Source organism: Microbacterium sp. Beta (assembly GCF_005502545.1).
Classification (GTDB): domain Bacteria; phylum Actinomycetota; class Actinomycetes; order Actinomycetales; family Microbacteriaceae; genus Microbacterium; species Microbacterium oxydans.
Map to the genome: position 1 here is coordinate 168,781 of NZ_SCOG01000003.1, position 21,965 is coordinate 190,745.

The 21,965-nt window shown below is 65.7% G+C and carries 22 protein-coding genes, 1 tRNA gene and 1 other RNA gene; 17 read left to right on the forward strand and 7 right to left on the reverse strand.

What is annotated here, in order from left to right:
- The first annotated feature begins 99 nt into the window (after positions 1 to 99).
- Positions 100 to 172 (forward strand) — tRNA-Val (locus tag FFS56_RS04990).
- A 227-nt stretch (positions 173 to 399) separates the two neighbouring features.
- Here FFS56_RS04990 and FFS56_RS04995 read toward each other — a convergent pair.
- Positions 400 to 1,311, reverse strand: a complete 912-nt coding sequence (locus FFS56_RS04995) for a hypothetical protein (protein WP_127012140.1) — start codon at positions 1,309 to 1,311, stop codon at positions 400 to 402.
- A 14-nt stretch (positions 1,312 to 1,325) separates the two neighbouring features.
- Here FFS56_RS04995 and FFS56_RS05000 point away from each other — a divergent pair, with 14 nt between their 5' ends.
- The 4 genes from FFS56_RS05000 to FFS56_RS05015 all read left to right on the forward strand — a co-directional run bounded on the left by FFS56_RS05000 (position 1,326) and on the right by FFS56_RS05015 (position 4,856).
- Positions 1,326 to 2,714 carry a glutathione-independent formaldehyde dehydrogenase gene (locus tag FFS56_RS05000; RefSeq protein WP_233437410.1) on the forward strand — a complete coding sequence of 463 codons (1,389 nt, stop codon included), beginning with the start codon at positions 1,326 to 1,328 and terminating at the stop codon, positions 2,712 to 2,714.
- 1 nt (position 2,715) lies between these two features.
- On the forward strand, positions 2,716 to 3,285 hold the full coding sequence (locus tag FFS56_RS05005) for a type 1 glutamine amidotransferase domain-containing protein (RefSeq protein WP_137771841.1): 570 nt from the start codon (positions 2,716 to 2,718) through the stop codon (positions 3,283 to 3,285).
- On the forward strand, positions 3,282 to 3,584 hold the full coding sequence (locus tag FFS56_RS05010; RefSeq protein ID WP_127012142.1) for an antibiotic biosynthesis monooxygenase: 303 nt from the start codon (positions 3,282 to 3,284) through the stop codon (positions 3,582 to 3,584). The genes FFS56_RS05005 and FFS56_RS05010 overlap by 4 nt, the downstream gene beginning before the upstream one ends.
- 141 nt (positions 3,585 to 3,725) lie before the next feature.
- Positions 3,726 to 4,856, forward strand: coding sequence for an FAD-dependent oxidoreductase (locus tag FFS56_RS05015; protein WP_171010951.1), 1,131 nt, complete (start codon positions 3,726 to 3,728; stop codon positions 4,854 to 4,856).
- A 38-nt stretch (positions 4,857 to 4,894) separates the two neighbouring features.
- Here the strand turns inward: FFS56_RS05015 and FFS56_RS05020 are convergent, their stop codons facing one another.
- Complete coding sequence (locus FFS56_RS05020; RefSeq protein WP_127012143.1) at positions 4,895 to 5,116, reverse strand: hypothetical protein; 222 nt, start codon at positions 5,114 to 5,116, stop codon at positions 4,895 to 4,897.
- A 222-nt stretch (positions 5,117 to 5,338) separates the two neighbouring features.
- Here FFS56_RS05020 and FFS56_RS05025 point away from each other — a divergent pair, with 222 nt between their 5' ends.
- A complete protein-coding gene (locus FFS56_RS05025) occupies positions 5,339 to 5,899 on the forward strand; it encodes a recombinase family protein (RefSeq protein WP_127012144.1) in 561 nt (186 codons plus the stop codon).
- A 67-nt stretch (positions 5,900 to 5,966) separates the two neighbouring features.
- Entirely contained in the window at positions 5,967 to 7,133 is a 1,167-nt protein-coding gene (locus FFS56_RS05030; RefSeq protein ID WP_127012145.1) for a hypothetical protein, read from the forward strand.
- Between the two features lie 434 nt (positions 7,134 to 7,567).
- On the opposite strand, the gene FFS56_RS05035 is transcribed toward FFS56_RS05030, so the two are convergent.
- A complete protein-coding gene (locus FFS56_RS05035) occupies positions 7,568 to 9,424 on the reverse strand; it encodes an AAA family ATPase (RefSeq protein WP_171010950.1) in 1,857 nt (618 codons plus the stop codon).
- 1,202 nt (positions 9,425 to 10,626) lie between these two features.
- On the opposite strand from FFS56_RS05035, the gene FFS56_RS05040 reads away from it, so the two are divergent.
- Entirely contained in the window at positions 10,627 to 10,785 is a 159-nt protein-coding gene (locus FFS56_RS05040) for a helix-turn-helix domain-containing protein (RefSeq protein WP_127012147.1), read from the forward strand.
- Positions 10,782 to 11,888 carry a site-specific integrase gene (locus FFS56_RS05045; protein ID WP_164734093.1) on the forward strand — a complete coding sequence of 369 codons (1,107 nt, stop codon included), beginning with the start codon at positions 10,782 to 10,784 and terminating at the stop codon, positions 11,886 to 11,888. Before FFS56_RS05040 ends, FFS56_RS05045 begins: the two co-directional genes overlap by 4 nt.
- Before the next feature lie 129 nt (positions 11,889 to 12,017).
- Here FFS56_RS05045 and FFS56_RS05050 read toward each other — a convergent pair whose 3' ends face one another.
- Positions 12,018 to 12,461: a hypothetical protein gene (locus FFS56_RS05050; RefSeq protein WP_127012149.1), complete on the reverse strand. Its 444-nt coding sequence runs from the start codon at positions 12,459 to 12,461 to the stop codon at positions 12,018 to 12,020.
- Positions 12,462 to 12,556: 95 nt separating this feature from the next.
- Here FFS56_RS05050 and FFS56_RS05055 point away from each other — a divergent pair, with 95 nt between their 5' ends.
- The 3 genes from FFS56_RS05055 (at position 12,557) to FFS56_RS05065 (ending at position 15,144) form a co-directional block, all read left to right on the forward strand.
- Positions 12,557 to 13,114: a dihydrofolate reductase family protein gene (locus FFS56_RS05055; protein WP_127012150.1), complete on the forward strand. Its 558-nt coding sequence runs from the start codon at positions 12,557 to 12,559 to the stop codon at positions 13,112 to 13,114.
- A 121-nt stretch (positions 13,115 to 13,235) separates the two neighbouring features.
- Positions 13,236 to 14,123, forward strand: a complete 888-nt coding sequence (locus FFS56_RS05060) for a TIGR01777 family oxidoreductase (protein ID WP_046749118.1) — start codon at positions 13,236 to 13,238, stop codon at positions 14,121 to 14,123.
- A gap of 67 nt (positions 14,124 to 14,190) precedes the next feature.
- On the forward strand, positions 14,191 to 15,144 hold the full coding sequence (locus tag FFS56_RS05065) for an L-lactate dehydrogenase (protein ID WP_046749117.1): 954 nt from the start codon (positions 14,191 to 14,193) through the stop codon (positions 15,142 to 15,144).
- Between the two features lie 37 nt (positions 15,145 to 15,181).
- Here FFS56_RS05065 and FFS56_RS05070 read toward each other — a convergent pair whose 3' ends face one another.
- Entirely contained in the window at positions 15,182 to 15,946 is a 765-nt protein-coding gene (locus FFS56_RS05070; RefSeq protein ID WP_046749116.1) for an SDR family NAD(P)-dependent oxidoreductase, read from the reverse strand.
- Positions 15,947 to 16,046: 100 nt separating this feature from the next.
- On the opposite strand from FFS56_RS05070, the gene FFS56_RS05075 reads away from it, so the two are divergent.
- A complete protein-coding gene (locus FFS56_RS05075) occupies positions 16,047 to 16,883 on the forward strand; it encodes a helix-turn-helix transcriptional regulator (RefSeq protein ID WP_046749115.1) in 837 nt (278 codons plus the stop codon).
- Between the two features lie 10 nt (positions 16,884 to 16,893).
- Here FFS56_RS05075 and FFS56_RS05080 read toward each other — a convergent pair whose 3' ends face one another.
- Complete coding sequence (locus FFS56_RS05080) at positions 16,894 to 17,742, reverse strand: aldo/keto reductase (RefSeq protein WP_233437412.1); 849 nt, start codon at positions 17,740 to 17,742, stop codon at positions 16,894 to 16,896.
- 41 nt (positions 17,743 to 17,783) lie between these two features.
- Between FFS56_RS05080 and FFS56_RS05085 the strand changes: the two genes are divergently transcribed.
- The 4 genes from FFS56_RS05085 (at position 17,784) to rnpB (ending at position 21,100) form a co-directional block, all read left to right on the forward strand.
- A complete protein-coding gene (locus FFS56_RS05085; protein WP_082108714.1) occupies positions 17,784 to 18,206 on the forward strand; it encodes a YchJ family metal-binding protein in 423 nt (140 codons plus the stop codon).
- Positions 18,207 to 18,242: 36 nt separating this feature from the next.
- On the forward strand, positions 18,243 to 18,977 hold the full coding sequence (locus FFS56_RS05090) for a C4-type zinc ribbon domain-containing protein (RefSeq protein ID WP_046749113.1): 735 nt from the start codon (positions 18,243 to 18,245) through the stop codon (positions 18,975 to 18,977).
- 22 nt (positions 18,978 to 18,999) lie between these two features.
- Positions 19,000 to 20,700, forward strand: coding sequence for a bifunctional 3'-5' exonuclease/DNA polymerase (locus FFS56_RS05095; protein WP_046749112.1), 1,701 nt, complete (start codon positions 19,000 to 19,002; stop codon positions 20,698 to 20,700).
- Between the two features lie 43 nt (positions 20,701 to 20,743).
- Positions 20,744 to 21,100, forward strand: an RNA gene (gene rnpB, locus FFS56_RS05100) — RNase P RNA component class A.
- Positions 21,101 to 21,180: 80 nt separating this feature from the next.
- Here the strand turns inward: rnpB and ppgK are convergent.
- Positions 21,181 to 21,927 (reverse strand): polyphosphate--glucose phosphotransferase, encoded by a 747-nt coding sequence (gene ppgK, locus FFS56_RS05105; RefSeq protein WP_046749111.1) that lies wholly within the window; start codon positions 21,925 to 21,927, stop codon positions 21,181 to 21,183.
- Between the last annotated feature and the right edge of the window lie 38 nt (positions 21,928 to 21,965).

Here is a 21,965-nt window from a genome sequence, read left to right on the forward strand (position 1 = left end):
GGGCAGCCTTGTCAGCTGTGCACAACGCGCGCCGGGTTCAGCCTATCCCTCTTCCACGACACGGGTGCGCATCGTCCGCCCGATAGACTGGGCACACCAGGGCCTTTAGCTCAGCTGGTAGAGCGCCACGTTTACACCGTGGATGTCGTCGGTTCGATCCCGGCAGGGCCCACCTAGAAACTACTGGGATTGACCGAACGCAATCGGCGCCGAGAATCAGTGCGCGGCCCCCCGGCGGCCCCCGGGTTGCATTTGGCTTCCGTTGGTTCTAGAGCGCCATCGCTGATCGACCGCAGTGGATGAGGCACTTCGGGCAAGCCTCGCGGCGGCGAGTCGGAATTCACCGCACTCATCCCGTTTAGTTAGCGAACCCTTGCGTTCCAGAGTGCGAGGGCTGAGTCATAAGGGCGGGTAGCCAGAAACATCCTCGAGCCGCGTCGGTGCTCCTGGGACCTTCGGGATGCGCGCGTACCAGCTTAGAGAGGTTGCCCGGAGGCGCTCAGCGAGTTGCGGCTCGTGCCCCGCGTAGTCGATGAACCGAAACACGCCATACTGCGTAACCCTGTTCGCGAGCACGAGGATCGCTGACATCGCGTCGGCATCCGGGAACGAGAACGATCGCCCGTCGCGTTCGACAGACACTCGTAGTTCAAGCGATGGCCACATTTTTCCATGGGCCGAGCCAGCAGATGCGCGCCACAGGCGCTCGACTTGCGCCGGGTCAGCGAGATCGCCATCGGAAAGGTTCGTCCGTACCTCATGCGCCGCCGCAGTGACGAGTGTCAGGTAGGACGGATCATCGACCTTGACGCCGTGGCTCGCAAGAATGGCGAGCAGATCGAGCCGTTGCTGTTTGAGGACTTCCTTGCGCTCCACGTCCACCTCAGCCTTGCGCTGCTCCGCCCAGTCTGCGAGAACGAGGGATAGATGCCGCCGTAGCACCTCGCGTGGATCGCGCGAGGACATGACCCATACGGCTTGAGATGCAGACTCGAGCGCCGCGCGTGCAAGCGTTTGCGCGGGACGCGCTTCGTGGTGCACGACCGCTTCAGGGTGGAATGACAGCGGCGCTACGTAATCCGCCCACATGCCAAGATGCTCGAGCGCTGAGGACAGGTATGAACGGCACCATTTTTCGCATGACTGCGGCAGCTCCTCATCGATGACGCTGAATGGCGACCCCTCGATGGCTGGCGGCGTCTCGGTCAGGAGATCCCGCAGGAGCCGGGCAGACTGCGCCACCTCGACCCATGATCGCGACTGCGCTCGATCGATCGCAATGCGGCTGCGAAGTACATCGTCATCACTCACGGCGCGAGCGTACCGTGACTCAGCCAGCTTCCAAGCTCTTCGGCCCGAGATGCCTCTCACAATCGATCGTTTACGGTGCACTCGCGATAGAGGCCACGGTTCGCGCCGAAAACGCACATCAGAACGTGGTTTCGGTGGGCGTTCACTGTCTCGCGAAGGCTGGCGTTGTCAAGGCCCTATCAACAGGCTATCGAGGCCAGCAGGCTATCGAGCAACACCATTTGATCGGAGTGGACATGAAAGCAGTAGTGTACGAGGGACCCCGTCAGGTCAGCACGAAGGAGGTCCCGGACGCGAAGATCGAGCGACCCACCGATGTCCTGGTTAGGGTAACGACGACGAACATCTGCGGCTCGGACCTCCACATGTACGAGGGGCGGACTTCCTTCGAAGTAGGCCGGACGTTCGGTCACGAGAACATGGGGGAGGTCATCGAAGTCGGTAGTGGCGTGGAGAAGGTCAGGGTCGGAGACCGGGTTGTGCTCCCGTTCAACATCTCGTGCGGATTCTGTAAGAACTGCGAACGCGGCCTGACCAACTACTGTCTCACCACCCAGCCCGAACCATCATTCGCCGGAGCGGCCTATGGGTTCGCCGACATGGGTCCCTATGGCGGTGGCCAAGCGGAGCTGCTCCGCGTGCCTTTCGGTGACCACAACGCGCTGCGCCTGGGCGAGGATGCGGAGGAGAGGGAGAACGATTACGTCATGCTCTCTGACATTTTCCCCACCGGCTACCACGCCACCGAGATGGCCGGCGTGATCCCCGGCGACAGCGTTGTGATCGCTGGGGCGGGTCCGGTCGGATTGATGGCCGCCCTGTCCGCGATGATCAAGGGCGCAGCAAAGGTGATGGTGGTCGATCGCCACCCTGACCGGCTCGCGCTGGCCGAGCAGATCGGTGCGATCGCCATCGACGACTCCAAGGTCGACCCCGTGCAGGCTGTGCTGGACGAGACGATGGGGCTCGGAGCTGACCGTGGTTGCGAATGCGTGGGCTACCAGGCCCACGATCCGCAGGGCAACGAGGACACCGCCGCCACCTTGAACATGCTCATCAACGCGGTCCGCTTCACCGGAGGGATCGGCACCGTTGGCGTGTTCGTCCCCCAGGACCCGGGGGCCGAGGGCGAATTGGCCAAGCAGGGCAAGGCGGCCATCGACTTCGGCACACATTGGTTCAAGGGGCAGACCATGGGAAGCGGACAGGCTCCGGTCAAGCGGTACAACCGCCGGTTGCGAGACTTGATCGCGGCCGGCAAGGTGACCCCTTCCTGGATCGTCTCCCACGAGATCTCGCTGGACCAGGCTGCCGATGCCTACAAGAACTTCGATGCCAGGTCCAAGGGTTGGACCAAGGTCCTCATCAAGCCCGGCATGTCGAACGGAAAGAAGGAGAACTGAGATGGCAGCGGATCTTCAGGGCAGGAGGGTCGCGATCCTCGCCGCCGACGGGGTCGAGCGCGTTGAGCTCGAGCAACCCCGCGAAGCATTGGAACGGGCCGGCGCTCAGACCGAGGTTCTCTCGATCCGCGACGGCGAGATCAAGGCCCGTAAGAACGACCTGGATGAAGCGGGCACGTTCACCGTCGACGGGTTGGTCGCCGACGCCGCGGTGGGCGACTACGACGCCCTGCTGCTTCCCGGCGGCACGGTGAACCCCGACCAGCTCCGGGTCGACAAGGACGCTGTCGCCTTCGTCCGCGACTTCGTCGAGAGCGGCAAGCCCGTGGCGGCCATCTGTCACGGACCGTGGACGTTGATCGAGGCCGGCGTGGCCAGCGGTCGCACTCTGACGTCCTTCCCGAGCATCCGCACGGATCTGCGCAATGCCGGCGCGAACGTCGTTGATCAGGAGGTCGTGGTCGACAAGAATCTCGTCACCAGCCGCTCGCCGGAGGACCTGACGGCGTTCTCCGCGGCGATCGTTTCCCAACTCGCGGGCACCACAACAAAGGAAGAGGAGAAGTCATGAGTGTGACCAAGGGACTGCTGGTCAGGTTCGACGCGCTGCCAGGCAAGGAGGACGACGTCAAGGAGTTCCTTGACAGCGGCCGTGCTCTTGTCGAGGACGAGCAGGCGACCACCGCGTGGTTCGCGATCCGCCTCGGGCCGACCTCGTTCGGCATCTTCGACGTGTTCCCCGATGACGCCGGCCGCGACGCCCACCTGTCCGGCCCTGTTGCGGTCGCTCTCGGTGAAAACACCGGCACGTTGTTCTCCGAACCGACGATCGAGAAGCTCGACGTGTTGGGCTCCAAACTTCCCGCCTGACACCACAGACCGGGAGTACTGATCCCGACATGAGGGGCCGCTGCGTGCGGTGACTTCGGGCTGACACAGTCCGTTGACGTCGAGGCAGCGGCCCCTTCTCTTGCGACCTATCGCACATCCCTGACAGATCGAGGAACCGCGATGACAAGAATTGACGACGACGTTGCGCCGACGCGTTCACCAGAGGTAGCAGTGATCGGGGGCGGGATCGTCGGTCTGTCGACGGCGTACGCGCTGCGGGAGCAGGGCCTTCCGGTGCGCTTGTACGAGGCCGGTGTGCCCGGAACGGGTCAGTCCGCAGGCGAGGCTCGGATCTTCCGGCATGCCCACGACGACCCGCGACTTGTCGCTTTCGCGCGCGAAAGCCGCGGCGTATGGGATGAGTGGGCCGAACACTTCGACGTCGAGCTGGTCTCATCAGACGGTGTCCTGGCGATCGGAGACAGCGCCCTGGCGCGGCTGCAGGTGCTCGACCAGGTCGGCGGCGTGGAAGCGCACGAGATCGACGCGGCCGAGGTCGCCCAGCGGATGCCGCTGCTCGCTGGGTACTCGGGGCCAGCGGTGCTCGACGAATCGGGCGGCGCGATCCGTACCCGAGCCGCGATCACAGCACTCACGGGTGCCCTCGCAGATGCGGTCACCACCGGTGAGGTCATCTCCATCGATCCCCGCGCCGACGGGACGGTCGAGGTGCGCAGCGTCACCGACCGGGCTGTCTACTCCAAGGTGGTCGTGTGCGCCGGCCGCGAAACCGCCCGCCTGGCGCGCAGCGTCGGCCTGTCGCTGCCGGTTCGCCTTGCCGCACACGTCAGGCTGACCTTCGACGTGAAAGCCGCCGCCCCGGCACGAGTCGCGTGCCTGCAGGACAGCAGCGGCGTCTTCGGCGAAGTCGGCGTCTACGCGACGCCGCTACCGGGCAACAGAAACTATTCGGTCGGACTCAGCGACACCGTCGGCGTCCGCGACGACGGAACTTTCATCGACCCGGCGGCGATTCGATCGCTGGACGAACGCGCACGCGAATACGTGACACGGGCGCTGCCCGGTCTCCACCCAGAGCCGCGTGATTTCCTTCACTGCTGGGTGACCGACCTCCCGTGGAGTGAGGACGGCGTGGCCGTGTGGGAGGCAGGCTCTGTCCTTTTTGTGGCCGGTCACAATTTGTTTAAGCAGGCACCTGCGCTGGGTCGCGCTCTTGCCCGGGCTGCGACCGGCGGCGGTCTCCGCGCCGAGCTCACGCCCGAAGCGCGCCTCGGCGAGGCCCAGAGCTAGGGCGTTTCTCCCAATCGCGTGGGGGTGCGCGAGGTCGGCTACGTCAAGTTTGCCTTCAGAGCCGTGAGCTCGCCTTGCATCCGCTTCCGCTCTACGGGCGTGAAGCGTCGCATCTGCATCGACAGGACTGCATCGGCTGCAAGCGCCATGATGCCAAAGGCATCCTGAATCGCACGTCGAACCTGATCCGCGTCGTCCGAGGCATTGGCGCAGACCGTCACGAGTTCTTCAGGACGATCCATCACGGCGATGTACGCCATCACGATATCGCGACGAGCAAGGGCCTGTTGCGGAAGGGTACCGAGTGGCGGCATTGTCCGCCGCAGGGCTTGGCGCGGGCGGCTGTGTCGACTCATCGCGCATGCCGAAAACGATGGCTGGGTGAGAGTGCTCTCCGAGCCTCAATCAGGAGCAGATAAACCTCTCAAAACTGTCTCGCAAAACCTCTTGCTTTGAGAGTTGAGTATTGAGAGAATAGACCCATGGCAATTATCGGGTACACGCGAGTCAGCACCAAAGATCAAGACACCGCCTTGCAGGATGCGGCGATGGCTGAAGCGAAGGTGGATCGGCTCTACACCGACCACGGCGTGAGCGGCACGCTGGCATCGCGTCCGGAACTCGACAAGGCCCTCGACCGCCTCGATCGCGGCGACACCTTTGTCGTGTGGAAGCTCGACAGACTGGGGCGAAACACCAAGAACGTGCTTGAGGTCATCGAGGATCTCATCGACCGCGGCGTGACCTTCAGGAGCCTCACCGAGCAGATCGACCTCAGCGCTGGTCCGATGGGGAAGGCCATGCTGACGATCCTCGCGGCTTTCGCGGAGCTGGAGCGCGCCACGATGATCGAGCGCACCCGCGCCGGACTCGACGCAGCCAAGTCGCAGGGTCGCGTGGGCGGTCGCCCCTCGAAGGTGGACGCGAAGAAGCTTGCCACGATCAAGAAGCTCCTAGCCTCCGGCGAGCACAGCCGCGCCGAGATCGCGAGCATGACCGGCATCTCTCAGGCAACGCTCTATCGGGTGATCTCGACGCTCTAGAACCCAGGAGCGGCTTGCTGCGGCGAGCCTGGGCAGCACCAGAACGGGGCGCCGACAAGCTAAGTGCGTGACTCGCCCAGCGATTTATGACGCCCGCAACCGAACGGAATACGACCCGCAGCGAAACGGAGAGAGCACCTTCGAGTTCTTCAACCGCGTCGCTGGAGCGTACTGGGAGCAGAGCCGCGCACTACATCAGGCATGGGCAGACAACGTCGGCGATCCGAACTACGCAGATGTGCGCGCCGCCCTTCGTTCGGACAATGCGCAAGCCCGCAGCGCTTTTCTAGAACTCTTTCTTCACCAGTCGCTGCTTGGCGCGGGGTGTCAAGTGCTCATCCATCCAGAAGTGCCTCGCTCATCACATCGGCCAGACTTCATGGCGCGGCGCGACTCAAGCGCTTTCTACGTCGAGGCGATCGTGCCCGGCACTCCCAAAGCCCAACAGGCCCGGGCGTCGCGCGAGGCTGACCTTCTCGCCGCGCTCGACCAAGTTGGCGACCCCAACTTCCTCCTCGTCACCGTGGACATCAAGCAGGGCCTGCACAGTGCTCCGGGCGCGAACTTTCGGCAGCAGATTCGGGACTGGCTTGCCACGCTCGACCCGGATCAAGTGGACGTGGCCGACCTGCCGTCTCTCACGCTAGCTCGCGGCGATTGGAGCGTGACCATCGATGCTATGCCCCGGCGGGCGAGCAGTCGCGGCCAGAAGACGCGCTCCATCGGCATCTATGCCCATGGCGAAGCCCAGTTCATCGATGACGGACAGAAACTTCGCGCCGCCCTCAACTCGAAGGCAAGCAGATATGGCAATCTCGACGCGCCGTTCGTGATCGCGGTTGGGATGTACACGTTCGATGAGGACGATGAAGATGTGCACGATGCCTTGTATGGGTCCACCGCCTGGGTAGTGGATGAATCAGGACCTGACGGAAGGTCAGAGACACGAGGAATCCGGAACCACGACGGCTACTTCGGCTCTCCAGCAGCGTGGCGAAACCGGCGCGTATCGGGAGTGTTGGTCGTTGACCAGTTGTCGTTCCATGACCCCACCAGGGCGCGTGTGACACTCTGGCTCCACCCTGACCCCCTGCATCCTCTTCCCCCGGAATCGCTCTTCCCTGGAACGATCAGAGAGTGGGACGGTGAGACGGTGGCCAAGCGCGTGGGGCAGGATCTCCGGACGCTTCTAGGGCTCCCCGAATCGTGGCCCGAGGGCGATCCTTGGAAGTAGCGCCCTGAGCATCCTGGTCGGTGGATTGATCGCTGCGAGGTGGCCTCCATCCAGTCGCGCGGGGTGCGGTCCAGTCGAGTCGCGCGGGGTGCCGTCCGCATCCTCTTGATGCGGAAACTCTGGCGTGGAGTCATCGCGTTTAAGGACTATCCTCTCCGCGGGCTCGCGGTCGTCGGAGGCCAAAGTTCCGACTCCAGATTCAGGGCGAACGGCGTTCGTGGGAGTCCTGATCGAGCGTCCCACCTCGGAACGTATAACACTCTGTTGAGGCTCATGGTCTTCCGGCACTTTAGTATCGCGATTCTTGCGTTGGAGGGTCAGACGATGTCATCGAGAGCGGCCTCGGGGCGCGGGGATACGAGAACGGCTCCCAGTACGGTGAGAGCCGCTCCCGCCCAGCGTTCGCACATCCATCAGATGGCGGGCAGTTCCGCCTACATGCTATTCGGCAGCGCATCCCCGAAGAGGTCGTCTATTTCGTCGTCCGAGATGCCCTCGAACGGGCTGCGAGGAAGACCTTCACGACTATCACTGACCGTCACTGAGTGAGGGGCGTGATGGTCTGTCGCCTCCGATTGACCACCATCACCATCACCCCGTACTGAAAGGGGTGATGGTGTGGTAGTCGGGTCGGGCGTGTTGGCGGGGTAGCTATCCCACATCGCATGCTCGGCATCGGCCTCCGGGGTCGGTGCCTTGTTCGAGGCGAGCCGGAGGCCCTTGCCACCGTTCTTGCCCTTCGTCTCGATCACGAATCCGTCGGTGATCATTGCGAACAGTGCCGCCTTCGCCCATGGGGCTCCGTTCGTTCCAAGCGTCAGCAGTCGCCAAAGTTCGGCCTTCGATTCAACGGAACCCCCGTTGTCGATGAGGGCTTCCCAGATGGCGCGCCGATGGGACTCGACCTCGGCGGCGCTCTCGGCAAGCTGCTCCGAATCGTCGGGTGCTCGGAGTTCCCATGTGGCAACGCTGCCGCTGCTGTCGAGGTGGAACTCGGCGGCAAGCGCGCCACGCTTCAGGCCGAGCCCTCCGCTGTTTCCCTTCGCGAGCTTCAGGCGGAGATGTCCCTGACCTCCCTCTACGAGACCACCGGACTTCGGCGCTTCGAGCAGGTACACGAGACCCTTATACCCGGCGCGCTTCGCCTGCGAACCGATGGGGTAGAGCGGATTTGCCGCATCCTTGGTGATGTGGTCGATGACGAGCACGCATGGGCCGCAGCGGGCGAACGGGCGTATGAGTGAGTGCCAGCGTGTCAGATCGTCTGAGTTGTTCGAGTCGCCACCGGTTAGGGTAGAGATCGACTCGTTCACGGTATCGATGACGACAAGCGCATAGCCTTCCGCTTCGAGCGCTGAGAGGTCCGACGGCGTCGGGGTGCCTTCGGGCTGCACATAGTCGAGGCCGAGACGAATGGTCTCGATGGGAACGCCGTAGAGCCGGAGTCGGGAAACGATGACGCTCGGGCTCTCTTCGTGGTCGATGTAGAGGACACGGCTCCCATCGATCAGCGTTTCGGCGACTGCTGCGAGCGCCACCATCGTCTTACCATCGCCGTCCGTGCCGTGAATCTCGTTGACCTTCCCGGCGTAGAACAGGGCGCGTCTATCCGTGCGCCGGAAGATGGTCGGCATCGGTGGCGTGTAGTCCGGGTCGAGAACGTCGGTCAGGTCTGTCGGAGACCAGCTAGAGCGCTCCGTGTGCGCGCCTTCCAGCGCCTTCTGGGCGCGCTCTTCGGCGTATCCGGATGCATCACCCATCACGGCGCGTTCGAATGCAGTGAAGTCGCCTTTGCCGGTGCGCTTGTGGGCATCGTCCGGGAGGATCTCAGAGAAGGCCGTAGGCTCAGCGAGCGCTCTGGGAACCTGGCTGCGGTACCAGGCGGCGCTCGCAGCTCCGACCTCAGCCTCGATCTCCGCCCAATCGGCCTCGTGCTGCGCCGCTTGTGTCGTGAGTGCACTCGCCCACGCGCGATCCATGCTCGCTTGACGCTCATCCGGAGAGGTGGGCGCATCTGGTCGCATGACGTAGGCGTTGACAATCTGCGCTCGCAGCGTCTCGATGCCCGCAGCCTCGGGGAAGCGCACCGCGACCCATGCGAGAGACATGAGTGCACTGTTCGCATCGGGGTAGTGGGACGTGTCTGGATGTCGCTCTGACACTTCGATAACCCGCGCGGATAGCTCGCCGCCCTCGAACGTTGCGGGGCCTTCGTAGGGCCGCGTAGCGTCTCGGAGTGGCGCCGACGATGTCAGATGCGCCACCCATGCAGTGGGGAGCTCGGCGACCATGTCAGACAGGTCCTCGGCGGTTGGGAATCGCTCGAGGGGAGAGTCGTCAGGGGCGTACCACTCCTCCATCGTGCCGGTCTTCCGGTTGACGGTAGGGCACACGAATGCGAAGCGGTGCCGCGAGTCGATGACCTCGCCTCCCGTGTACTCCCCGACGAATCGAGAGCCGTCCGGAACGCGGTACAGACTCTTTCGACGTGGCGCTCCGGCGCCCCGCGACGTGCCGTAGAGAGTGGTGGGGCGTTGGCCAAGTTCGGCTTCTAGGTTCGAAACCTGCTCCGCGTCATCGTCGTCGAGGATCACGAGCCCGCCCGGAAGGGTGATCGCCGTCTGCGCGTATGCCCAGTGATGGTTCGTCGCCCACTGCTCGGCCTTCATACGGCTCCACTTCTGGAACCCGGTCGGGGGCGTGTCTTGCACGGGAACGGGACAGAGTCCCGCGTCGGCGTAGTGCCGCCACACTTCTCCGTAGGGGAGACGGGGGCGGGGATAGTTCAGTTCCTCGGGGAGGATGTCGCGCAGGTTCACCTCAACCACAGTCCGCACCCCCGCCGACAGGCTCTGAGTGTACGGAATGGTGCTCAATGAGGTCTAGCAGTCCAAGACATGCGTCAAGGTTCGCCTCGACCCGTTCGAGGGCTTCGCAGATCGAAGCCCACTCGGATCGAAGATGGGTTGCTACCGGATGTGCCCCCGGTGCTGGGCTGGGTAGTCGTGGTGACGACATAGCGTTCTCAAGTTCCGACCTCAGATGCAGAACCCCCGTCAGGCTTGAGAACGCGCAAGCGATCCTGACGGGGGTGGAATCTAAAGTCTGTGCTGTGGGGAGATATTCGCCTGCGTTTTGTTCTCGTGCCCAGGATATCAGAAATACACGATGCGTATGATATGGGTTCTATAATGATAAGTCAAGTTTTTTCTGATCCATCTGAACTACCCGTTCGAAGGTAGGGGCTCGTGACGAGGTGGAGTGGGGGTTCTCGCGCCTCAGAACTTAAGGATCGGAGATCGATGCCCCTCGAAAAGCCATCTAGGTGCCATGGAGATGGGTACAGTCAGGGGTAAATTAAATCGCATCTGAACAGGCATTTAGTTGCATTCTACATTCATGTTTGCAATCGCTGGACAAGGGTGTCGAGGTGTGTCATTCTTGCCGACGGACAGAGAGAGACAGGTGATCGGTGAACTGATTGGAACGATTGATGACAAGCGCGGAAGTAGCCCGAATGCTGAGTGTGTCTGAAGCAACTTTGAGCAGGTGGAGGTCGTCCGAAGGTGGCCCACCGTTCGTCAACCTCCTGGGAGTGTTCCGCTACCAGATCGACGAACTCGCGGAATGGGTCGAGAGGAATCGGTCATGACTATCTCGAAGACGCCCTCTGGGCGGTGGCGCGTAAGGGTGAAGTCGGGTCGTGCGAAGGTCGCCGATCGTACATTTGATCTGAAGCGGGATGCCGAGGCGTGGCAGGCGTCCCAGAAGCGAGCGCTCGATCTAGGGGAGCATGTGGACCCGCGCGCGGGAAAAGAACTGCTGGGGGCTGCTCTCGACCGTTGGCACGCGGGGCGTGAGGGTGCTATCGCCTCCAGCACGTTCACCAACGAGGGTTACGCCCTGAAACATGCCCAGACGATACGTAGTCGCCCGATGAGCGCCGTGACCACCAACGACCTCAACTCGCTGTACACGACGATGCTGCGCACGCTGGGACGGGACACGGTAGTGCGGTTCCGGCAGACGCTCTCCGCATTCTTCTCTTGGGCAGTGGACCACAAAGTGATCGCCAAGAATCCGGTTACGGCCTCCAAAGTCCCCACCGGCACGGCTCAGAGTCAGCGCCGGGAAATCTTCCCCTTCACGCTGGAAGAGTTGCGAGCTGTCCACGCCCGCCTCGTGGGCACCACCACGAAGGCTAACGCTGACATCGCGCTGGTGCTGGGCCTCACGGGTCTGCGGTGGGGTGAGCTGGTGTCTCTCCGGGTGCGGGACGTTCAGCAGCTCCCGTATCCGGCGCTACGTGTTTCTCGGTCGAAGCCTGATGGTGAGCCGGTGCGGAACATCACCAAAGGCGGCAAGCCGCGCACCGTGCCGCTCACGGACGATGCCGCCGCGATCATCCTTCCGCTGCTGACAGCACGTAAGCCAGATGATCTGGTATTTGCCTCGGCTACAGGTTCGTTCCGTTCGGGGAACAACTGGAAGCGAGATGCGCACTGGACTCAGCACGGCATGGGGCGGCGCGTCCAGGATCTCCGGCACACCGCGGCAACCCTCTGGCTCCAGAGTGGCGTAGACCTGAAGACGGTCCAGGCGTGGCTGGGGCACAGCACTGCGAAGCTCACCGCTGACACATACAGCCACTACATGGGCAGTGACGCCGACACGGCAGCAATCGCGCGGATGAATGCGGTACTGAGCGCGGCCCCCCTGCGGCCCCCCAGGACGATAAAGCGGCAATCTCGGTAGGTTCCTGCAACGTATGTAACGCATGAAATCTAGGGCTCCAGGCGTTCGATGACCTTTACACCGTGGATGTCGTCGGTTCGATCCCGGCAGGGCCCACCTCCACCGAGACGGCTCACCCCGCCGCGAGCACTAACGAGGCTTCGCAGCGATCACCGAGTTCGGGATGTGCCCGGCGGCGAGCACCGCCGCCGCAATCGCGATCCAAGGGTTCTGGAGCCACGCGGCACCGGCGAGGAACACGCCGACCGGTAGCAGCGCCATCGGAACGGGAACTCCGACGACCGGGGCGAACAGCGACGACAGCCGTCTGCCCGACACGAGGTAACGCACCCAGAGTGCCCAGTACGCCACGACGAGGACCGCCGCGGGGATCGCCCACCACCAGAGCGGGCGATGGCCCACCGTGATCACCGGCACCGTCACGCAGAGTGCCTGCCCTGAACGTTCGAGGACCTCGGCGACCTTCGGCACGGCGACGCGCTCCATCGCCGGTCGAGGAGGGAACCACACCAGCAGCAGGTTGGGGGCGAACACGGCGAGACTCAACGCGAGCCCGAGCACCGAGAAACCCATGATCGCGACCTTATCGGGCGGATGCCGGGTCCGTTGCCCTTCGGCTTCCCGTCGACTCCCTGGCGGTCGCCTCGCTGCGGATCTAGGCTCCCGACATGGGACTTCTGACCTTCAGCCTCAACATCACCCTGGACGGCTGCGTCGACCATGAGGAGGGGATCGCCGATGACGATACCCACGCCTACTTCACGCGATTGCTGGAGCATTCCGGCGCCGTGCTCTGGGGTCGCACGACCTACGAGATGATGGAGGACGCCTGGCCCGCGGTCGCTCGCGGCGAGGTGGAGGCCCCGCCGGCGCTGCGCGAGTGGGCGCTCGCTCTCGAGGTCATACCCAAGTACGTGGTGTCCTCCACGCGGGATGAGTTCCCCTGGACGAACACCCATCGGATAGCCGGGGACCTGCGAGAGGGCGTGCAGCGTCTCAAAGACGACACGCCGGAGGGTGTTCTCCTCGGAAGCGGCGCCCTCGCCGCCGAACTCGACAGGCTCGATCTGATCGACGAGTACCGGTTCCTCATCCACCCCCGGATCGCGGGGCACGGTCCGACCCTGTTCCGGGATCGATCGTCCGACACGCGGAAGCTCGAACTGGTCTCGGCGGAGCCGCTGCGCAACGGAGCGATCGTGACGCACTACAGGCGCGCCGAGTGATCCGGCCCGGTGCATACCGCGTCGCGGTCGCCGAGGCAAGGCCCGAGGGGCGGGCGCAGCGCGGCGCGTACGCTGTACCGCACGGCAGGACTCCAGGATCGACAGCGGGGAGCTTTCACACATGGCGGGACGCATCGTCATCAGCGGGGCCTCAGGCCTGATCGGTTCCGCGTTGGCCGCTTCGCTGCGCACCGACGGTATCGAGGTCACCACCCTGGTGCGTCGTGCGCCGCGATCCGAGGATGAGGCGCAGTGGGCGCCGGGCGAGAGCGCGCTCGACCCTGATGTCGTGGCAGGCGCCGACGCCGTGGTCGCGCTCGGGGGTGCCAGCGTCGGACGACTTCCGTGGACGCGCGGCTATCGTCGTCAGCTGGTCGACTCGCGTCTGCAGGCCACGCGCACCCTGACGACCGCCCTCCGTGCGCTGCGGTCCGATGCTCCGGTTCTCGTCTCGGCGTCCGCGGTCGGCTACTACGGTTCTGCCCCCGGCGAGATCCTCACGGAGGACTCCGCTGCAGGGCAGACGTTCCTGGCGGATCTGACGGTGCGGTGGGAGGCCGAAGCCCGACGCGCGGAGGACCACACCAGGGTCGCGCTACTGCGTACCGCTCCCGTCATCCATCGGCGAGGAGTGCTCAAACCGCTCATCCAGCTGACCCGGTTCGGTGTCTCGGGCCCGCTCGGTCAGGGCACGCAGATCTGGCCCTGGATCTCACTCGACGACGAGGTGCGTGCGATCCGTCACATCCTCGACGCGAAGATCTCGGGGCCGGTCAACCTCACGGGGCCCACTCCCGCGTCTGCGAACGACATCGGGCGCGCTCTCGCCGAGCGGATGCACCGGCCGTTCTGGCTCCCCGCCCCCGCCTGGGCGCTCCGGATCGCACTCGGCGATGCCGCCGACTCTCTCCTGCTTCCGGATGCGGATGTGCGTCCGCAGGTGCTGGAGCTGTCCGGCTTCCGATTCACACATCCGACCGCCGCCGACGCTGTGGCCGCCGCGCTCTGACCGTTCTGGGGCATTCTTCCGGCGACAGCCCTCCCGCATCGACACGTTCCACTGCGAGACTGAGCGCATGGAGATCATCGAGAACTCGAAGCTCACGGTCGTCGGCGCGGGAAGTGTGGGGTCGAGTGTCGCCTATGCGGCACTGATCAGGGGTTCCGCGCGGCATGTCGCGCTCTACGACATCGCGACCGAGAAGGTCGAGGCCGAGGTGCTCGACCTCGCTCACGGCACGCAGTTCACCGGCTCGAGCGACATCATCGGCGGCAGTGACATCTCCGTCGCCGCGGGTTCGCACGTCGTCGTGATCACGGCCGGCGCGAAGCAGAAGCCAGGCCAGACCCGCATCGAGCTCGCCGAGGTCAACGCAGGCATCATCCGTGGCATGATGCCGGATCTGCTGGAGGTCGCCCCGAACGCGATCTACGTGATCGTCACGAATCCCTGCGACGTGCTGACGGTCATCGCGCAGGAGGAGACCGGGCTTCCGCCCGAGCGCATCTTCGCCTCGGGAACCGTGCTCGACACCTCGAGGCTGCGCTGGAAGCTCGGACAGCGCGCCGGTGTCTCGACGGCGAGCGTCCATGCGCACATCATCGGCGAGCACGGCGACACCGAGTTCCCGCTCTGGTCCCGTGCGACGATCGGCACGGTGCCGATCCTGGAGTGGGAGACTCCGGGGCACCCGCGATTCACCCTCGATGAGCTGCAGGAGATCGCCGTGGACGTGCGTGACGCCGCGTACAAGGTGATCCTGGGCAAGGGCGCGACCAACTACGCGATCGGCCTGTCGAGTGCGCGCATCGTCGAGGCGATCCTGAGTGACGAGCACGCCGTGATGCCGGTGAGTACCGTGCTGCGTGATTTCCACGGTATCGACGGTGTCGCACTCTCGGTGCCGTCGATCGTGAGCGCGACGGGGGCGGTGCCGATCCGGAACACATCGTTCTCCGACGGGGAGCTGGCCCTGTTGCGCCAGTCCGCCGACGCCCTCACGGCTGCGGCGGCATCCCTGCGTCCGTGAACGGGGGGTCGGTGCGAAGCCGACACCCCGCTGCGCATCACCGGCCGTGCGGGTCCGTGCGGTTCAGCGTGGCGACGACCTGATCGTAATCACCTCGGGCCTCGCCGTAGCGGAGGAACTTCACCCGCTCGACCTGGATCTCGGCGGCGTCGGGCTGGGCCTCGATCAAGGCCATGACCTCGTCGATGAACTCGTCGAGCGGCATCGCCGACGCGTTGTCCTCGTGGCCCGGCATGAGCGCCGTGCGCACAGCGGGAGGCTCGAGCTCGAGCACCGACACGCTGCTCCCCTCGAACTGCAGGCGCAGGGACTCGCTGAGCATATGGATCGCGGCCTTGCTGGCGTTGTAGGTGGGTGTCACCCGGAGCGGGGCGAACGCGAGTCCGGACGAGACGGTCATGATCGTCGCGTCGGCCTGGGCGCGGAGGTGCTCGACGAAAGCGGCGATGAGTCGGATGGGGCCGAGGATGTTGGTGACGACCGTCTCCTCCGCGGCGGAGAGGAATCCCGAGGGCGTGCTCCAGTCCTCGGCCCGCATGACGCCCGCCATCGTGATGAGCACATTGAGACCGGGGTGCGCGGCGAGCACCTCGGCCGCCGCTGCTTCGATGCTGCTCGCATCCGTCGTGTCGACCCGCACGGTGTGGATGTCGGGGTGCTCGCCGGCGATCGTCGCGAGACGGTCCTCGCGGCGCCCTCCGACGATCACGGTGTTCCCCCGTTCCCGCAGCCGCAACGCGAGAGCGAGACCGATGCCGCTCGTGGCGCCGGGGATGAAGATGGTGTTTCCGCTGATGTTCATATCCCCACCGTCGTCCTCCTATGGCAGCCGCTCCAGAGAGCGGTCATCCAGGGACGGGCGATCCCTGGAACGCGAGCCGGCAGCGGGGGATACTTCTGGGGTGGACCGCGATGCACTGGCCGAATTCCTCCTCCGTCGACGCGGGGCGCTGAGCCCGGCCGACGTCGGACTCGCGGCAGGACCGCGGCGTCGCACCGCGGGTCTGCGCCGAGAAGAGGTCGCGCAGCTGGCGACGATGTCGACGGACTACTACACGCGACTGGAACAACGACGAGGGCCTCAGCCGAGTGTCCAGATCCTCACCGCCCTGGCCCGGGCCCTGCGGCTGACCGAAGACGAGCGGGATTATCTCTTCCGGCTCTGCGGACACAGCGCCCCCGATCGTGCCCGGCTCGCGGAGTACGTGCGCCCGGGCATCCTCCGCGTGCTCGACCGGCTGCACGACACCCCCGCGTTCGTCGTCTCGGTGCTCGACGAAGTGCTCGTGCAGAACGACGCATCCCGTCCGCTGATCGGCGACGCGACCACTCTCACCGGACTCGACCGGAGCGGCATCTACCGCTGGTTCGCCTACCCCGATACCGAACGGCTGCGCTACCGGGAAACCGACCATCCGCGACAGGCCCGTGCGCTCGTGGGCTCGCTGCGTGCCGCATACGGGGTGATGGGTGCTCGATCTCGGGCGGGTGACATCGTCGCGGAGCTGACGGTGCGCAGCTCGGAGTTCGTGGAGTTGTGGGACGCGCACGAGGTGAGTCGACGATTCGAGCAGCACAAGGTGATGGTGCATCCCGAGCTGGGTGAGATCGAGGTCGACTGTCAGGCGCTGTTCACCGAGGACGAGTCGCAGGCGCTCATCGTGCTCACGGCAGCGCCGGGGAGCGAATCCGCGAGCAAGCTTGAGTTCCTGCGGGTCCTCGGCACGCAGAACGTCTGACCAGCGGTCGTCAGGACTCTTCGTGGGTCCGGGGATCGGCGTCGAACAGGCGCCCGTCCGGGCGACCGAGCGCGGTGATCGCGGCCACCTCCGCGTCGTCCAACACGATCTCCGCGGCGGCGAGGTTCGTCACCTGGTGCTCGAGTGACGAGGCCTTCGGGATGGAGACCGTGCCACGGGCCACGTGCCATGCGAGCACCGTCTGCGCGGTGGTGATACCCCGGGACGATGCGATCTCGTTGACCACGGGTTCGTCGAAGAGCTCCTTCGCACGCCCCAACGGGCTCCACGCTTCGGTGAGGATGCCGCGTTCGCGGTGGTAGGCCAGCTGCTCGTCCTGCGGGAAGTACGGATGCACTTCGATCTGGTTGACCACGGGCCTGACCCCGGTCTCCCGCTCGATGCGCTCCAGGTGCTCCGGGAGGAAGTTGGAGACGCCGATCTGGCGGACGACGCCTCTGGCCTGCGCGTCGACGAGCGCGGCCCACGCCTGGACGTACTCGTCCTGGTCGGGGTTGGGCCAGTGGATGAGGTGCAGGTCGGTCACGTCGAGTCCGAGGCGGGAGCGGCTCTCCTCGATGCTGGTGCGCGCCTTCGCCGAGGGGTGGTGCCGTCCGGGGAGCTTCGTGGTGACGATCACGTCCGAACGTGCCACCCCGGAAGCTGCGACCCCACGGCCCACCGAGCCCTCGTTCTCGTAGTTGAACGCGGTGTCGACGAGCTGGTAGCCGGCACCGATGCCGGCGCTGACCGATTCGGCCCCGGCATCGCCGTTCAGGGCGTACGTGCCCAGGCCGATCGCGGGGAGGGCGAACCCGTTGTGAGCGGTGAACGAGGGGACGACGGGCTGAGTGGTCACGGTGCTCCTTCTGGCCTTTTCCCCGAGCGTACGCTGAGGGGATGACATCGGAGGCGGAGATGGCGTCGGATGACGTCATGATCGACGAGCTCGAGCGGTGCCCCTGCTCATCCGGCGACGTGTACGGCCGTTGCTGCCGTCCGCTCCTCGACGGAGCCACGGCGCCGACGGCCGAACGCCTGATGCGTTCGCGCTACACCGCGTTCTCTCTGCGAGACGAGGCGCATCTCCTGCGCACGTGGCATCCGACGACGAGACCGGGGACGATCGAGTTCGAACCGGATCTGCGGTGGCGGCGGCTGCTCGTGATCGATCGCGAGGCCGGGGGCCCGTTCGACCGCGAGGGCATCGTGGAGTTCGAGGCGTTCTGGCAGCAGCGCGCCACGAGAGGCTCGCTCCATGAGCGCAGCCGCTTCGTGCGCGAGGACCGGCACTGGTACTACGTCGACGGCGACGTGCACTGATGGGCGGATGTCGCGACAGCGGCTAGATTTGAGAGCGTGAACGCCAGCCCCGAGAACCAGCGCACCCTGCTCGACATCGCCGACCTCGACCGGCGCATCGCGCAGGCCGAGCGTGCCAAGACCAAGCCGAGCCAGGCGGAGCGGATCACCGAGCTCGTGGCGATCCGTCAGGACCAGCTCCGCGAGCTGACAGCACTCGCGGGTACCAGAGACGACGTGCGCACCGAGCTGAAGCGGCTGGAGTCGGATGTCGCCGTCGTCGAGGCACGCCGGAACCGCGACGCCGAACGCCTGGCCGCATCGACGAATCCGAAGGACGCGCAGGCACTCGAGCACGAGCTCGGCAGCCTCGCCCGCCGACAGAGTGACCTCGAAGATGCCGAGCTCGACGTGATGGGCCGTCTCGAAGAGGCAGAGGCCGCCGTCGCCGCGCAGCAGGCGCTCCTCGACACGACGACCGCCGAGGGGTCGGCGCTCACCGCGCAGGCGAAGGCGGACGTCGCAGCAGCCACCGACCTCGGCGCACAGCTCGCCCGCGATCGTGCGGCCGTCGCGGAGACCGTGTCGCCTGCCTTGCTGGCGGAGTACGACCGCCGCGCGAAGAACAGCGCAGGTGCCGCCCTGTTGACCCGCGGTACCTGCGAGGGGTGCCGCATCCTGCTCCCCAGCACGGATCTGAACGACATCAGGCGAGCGGCGGATGACCTCGTGGTGTCCTGCCCCGAATGTGGGTGCATCCTGGTGCGCACCGAGGAGTCCGGGCTCGCATGAGTCGCGCCTGCGCGCGTCGGCGATGACGGCGCCGGCGGCGGGGGTCGAACGCCGCATCGCACTCGTCTCCGTCGGAGCGCAGGAGTACGTCGCGATCGAGCTCGATCGGAACGACGAGGAGCTGGATCGCACGTCCTTGCGTGTTGCTGAGCTCCCGGAATGGGTGCGCTCCGTCGAGGACTCCGATGCCCCGCGGTGGGTCATGCGCAGCGCCGCCGAGACCTACGCGTTCCTGCTCGAGCACGGCGTTCGGATCACCCGCAGTCACGATCTGGTGCTGTGCCACGCCATCCTGCGCGACACGTCGTCGGTGCGGAGCCCGCTCCCGGCCTCGCCGGAGTGGGAGCGGCGAGAGCCGACGGCAGCGGTGCCCTCGCTGTTCGACGTGTTCGACGACGTGAGCGGTGACGATGCGATCACGACCGCACTCGATCAGTACCGCGCACAGCGGAGGGTGATGGCCGCTGCACAGGACGGACGCCTCACCCTCCTGTGCGCTGCGGAGTCGGCAGGCGGACTCATCGCAGAGGAGATGCGGGTCGCGGGGTTGCCCTGGGATGAAGGCGTGCACGATGCCATCCTGACCGACACCCTCGGCACCCGTCCTGCCGCCGGGGGAGCACCGAGTCGCATGGTCGAGCTGGGCGATCGGGTGCGCGCGCTCCTCGGCGATCCCTCGCTCCACCTCGACAGCCAGCAGAAGCTGCTCAGGGCGCTGCATCGCGTCGGGGTCCAGGTGGAGTCGACGAGTCGATGGGAGCTCGCCCAGCACGAGCATCCGGTCGTGGAGCCCCTCCTCGCCTACAAGAAGCTCTCCCGCTTGCTCAGCGCCAACGGATGGGCATGGTTGGCGGAGTGGGTGCATGAGGGTCGGTTCCGTCCGGTCTACATCCCGGGCGGTGTCGTAACCGGTCGCTGGGCGTCGGCCGGTGGAGGGGCTCTTCAGCTTCCGCGGAGCCTGCGCCCCGCTGTCCGCGCCGACCCGGGGTGGACCCTGGTCGTGGCAGACGTCGCGCAGCTCGAGCCGCGGATGCTCGCCGCGATGGCCTCCGACGAAGCGATGGCCCGCGCGGCGCGGGGGAGCGACCTCTATGCAGGCGTCGTGGCGTCCGGAGCCGTCTCCACCCGCGAGGAGGCGAAGTACGCGGTTCTCGGAGCGATGTACGGCGCCACGACCGGAGACAGCGGCCGGCTGGTCCCGCGGCTGCGCAAGGTGTACCCGAAGGCGATGGCGCTCGTGGATGCCGCGGCGCGCACGGGGGAGGACGGGGGAATCGTCTCGACCTGGCTCGGGCGGTCATCGCCTCGTCCGTCGACGGAGTGGATGCGGCTGCAGGCGGACGCGACCGGTGCGGATGCCGACCCCGCGGTCGTCGCGCTCGCACGGCGGCGTGGACGCGATTGGGGCCGGTTCACCAGGAACTTCGTGGTGCAGGGCACTGCTGCCGAGTGGTCGTTGATCTGGCTCGCGGAGATCCGGCATCGCCTGCAGCAGATCCCTGAGGTGTTCGCCGAGGCGGCGGCGTCCGGTCCGTTCGCGCGCTCTGCGCACCTGGCGTTCTTCCTGCACGACGAGGTGATCCTCCACGTTCCCCTGGAACACGCGGAGGAGGCTGCCGAGGCGGTGCGCGAGGCCGCGGCCACGGCCACGACGAGGCTCTTCGGCTCGTTTCCCATCGACGTGCCCCTCGACCTGCGCATCGCGGAGTCCGCGGAGAAGTAGCCGCCGGTCGTGTGCCCAGGAGAACGTAGACTGGAAAGGCGAATGGGTCGACTGGACGGCCGCGTTACGGGCAACCGTACCGAGGAACGTCCGGGCTCCTCAGGGCAGGACGGTGGGTAACGCCCACCCGGAGCAATCCGCGAGAAAGTGCCACAGAGAGCAGACCGCCCCGCAAGGGGTAAGGGTGAAAGGGTGGTGTAAGAGACCACCGGGGGTCATGGTGACATGGCCCGCCAGGTAAACCTCGTCCGGAGCAAGGTCAGACAGAGGATGTTGACGCGGCTCGCCGAGTCCTCGGGTAGACCGCTAGAGTGCCACGGCAACGTGTCGCCGAGAGAGATGGCCGTCGAAGGGGCGAAGAACCCCGGAACAGAACCCGGCGTACAGGTCGGCCCATTCGCCTCACACGCACGAAGGCCCCGATGACTGGAGAGTCGTCGGGGCCTTCGTGCGGATCCGGGTGGCTGAGCCTGTCGAAGGTCAGTCCCCGGCGAGCGACGCCGCGCCGATGATGCCGGAGTTGTTGCGGTGGATCGCCGGGACGATCGGGGTCTTCAGGTCGAGCAGCGGGAGGAAGTCTCCGGCGTTCTTCGACACGCCGCCGCCGACGACAAACAGGTCGGGGCTGAACAGGAACTCGATGTGCGAGTAGAACGCCTGCAGACGCTCGGCCCACTCGGCCCACGAGAGGTTCTCGCGCTCCCGTGCCGACGTCGCAGCGTAGGTCTCGACCGACTCGTATTCGCCGAAGTTGAGGTGACCGAGCTCGGTGTTCGGAAGGAGCACGCCGTCGTAGAGGAAGGCCGATCCGATGCCGGTGCCGAGCGTCGTGAGGAGCGTGAAACCGCGCACGTCCCTGGCCGCTCCGTGGCGGGCTTCGGCGACACCGGCGGCGTCGGCGTCGTTCACGAACACGATGTTGCGACCGAGACCGTCCCGGAAGAACCGCTCGGCGTCGAAGTCGATCCACTCCTTGGAGACATTGGCGGCGGAGAGGGTCTTGCCGCGCTTGACGATCGCCGGGAATGCGACGCCGAGCGGCAGGGTCGAGTCGTGCACGTCGAGGGTCTTCAGCACGGTCTGCACGGCATTGAGCACGTCCTGGGGCGATGCGCCCTCGGGGGTCGGTACCCGTACCCGGTCGGACGCCATGATTCCGTGCTCGAGGTCGACGATTCCTGCTTTGATACCCGTGCCGCCGATGTCGACGCCGATCGCTTTTGCCATGGGCGATAGCTTAGCGACCGCGGTGCACGCCAGTAGGA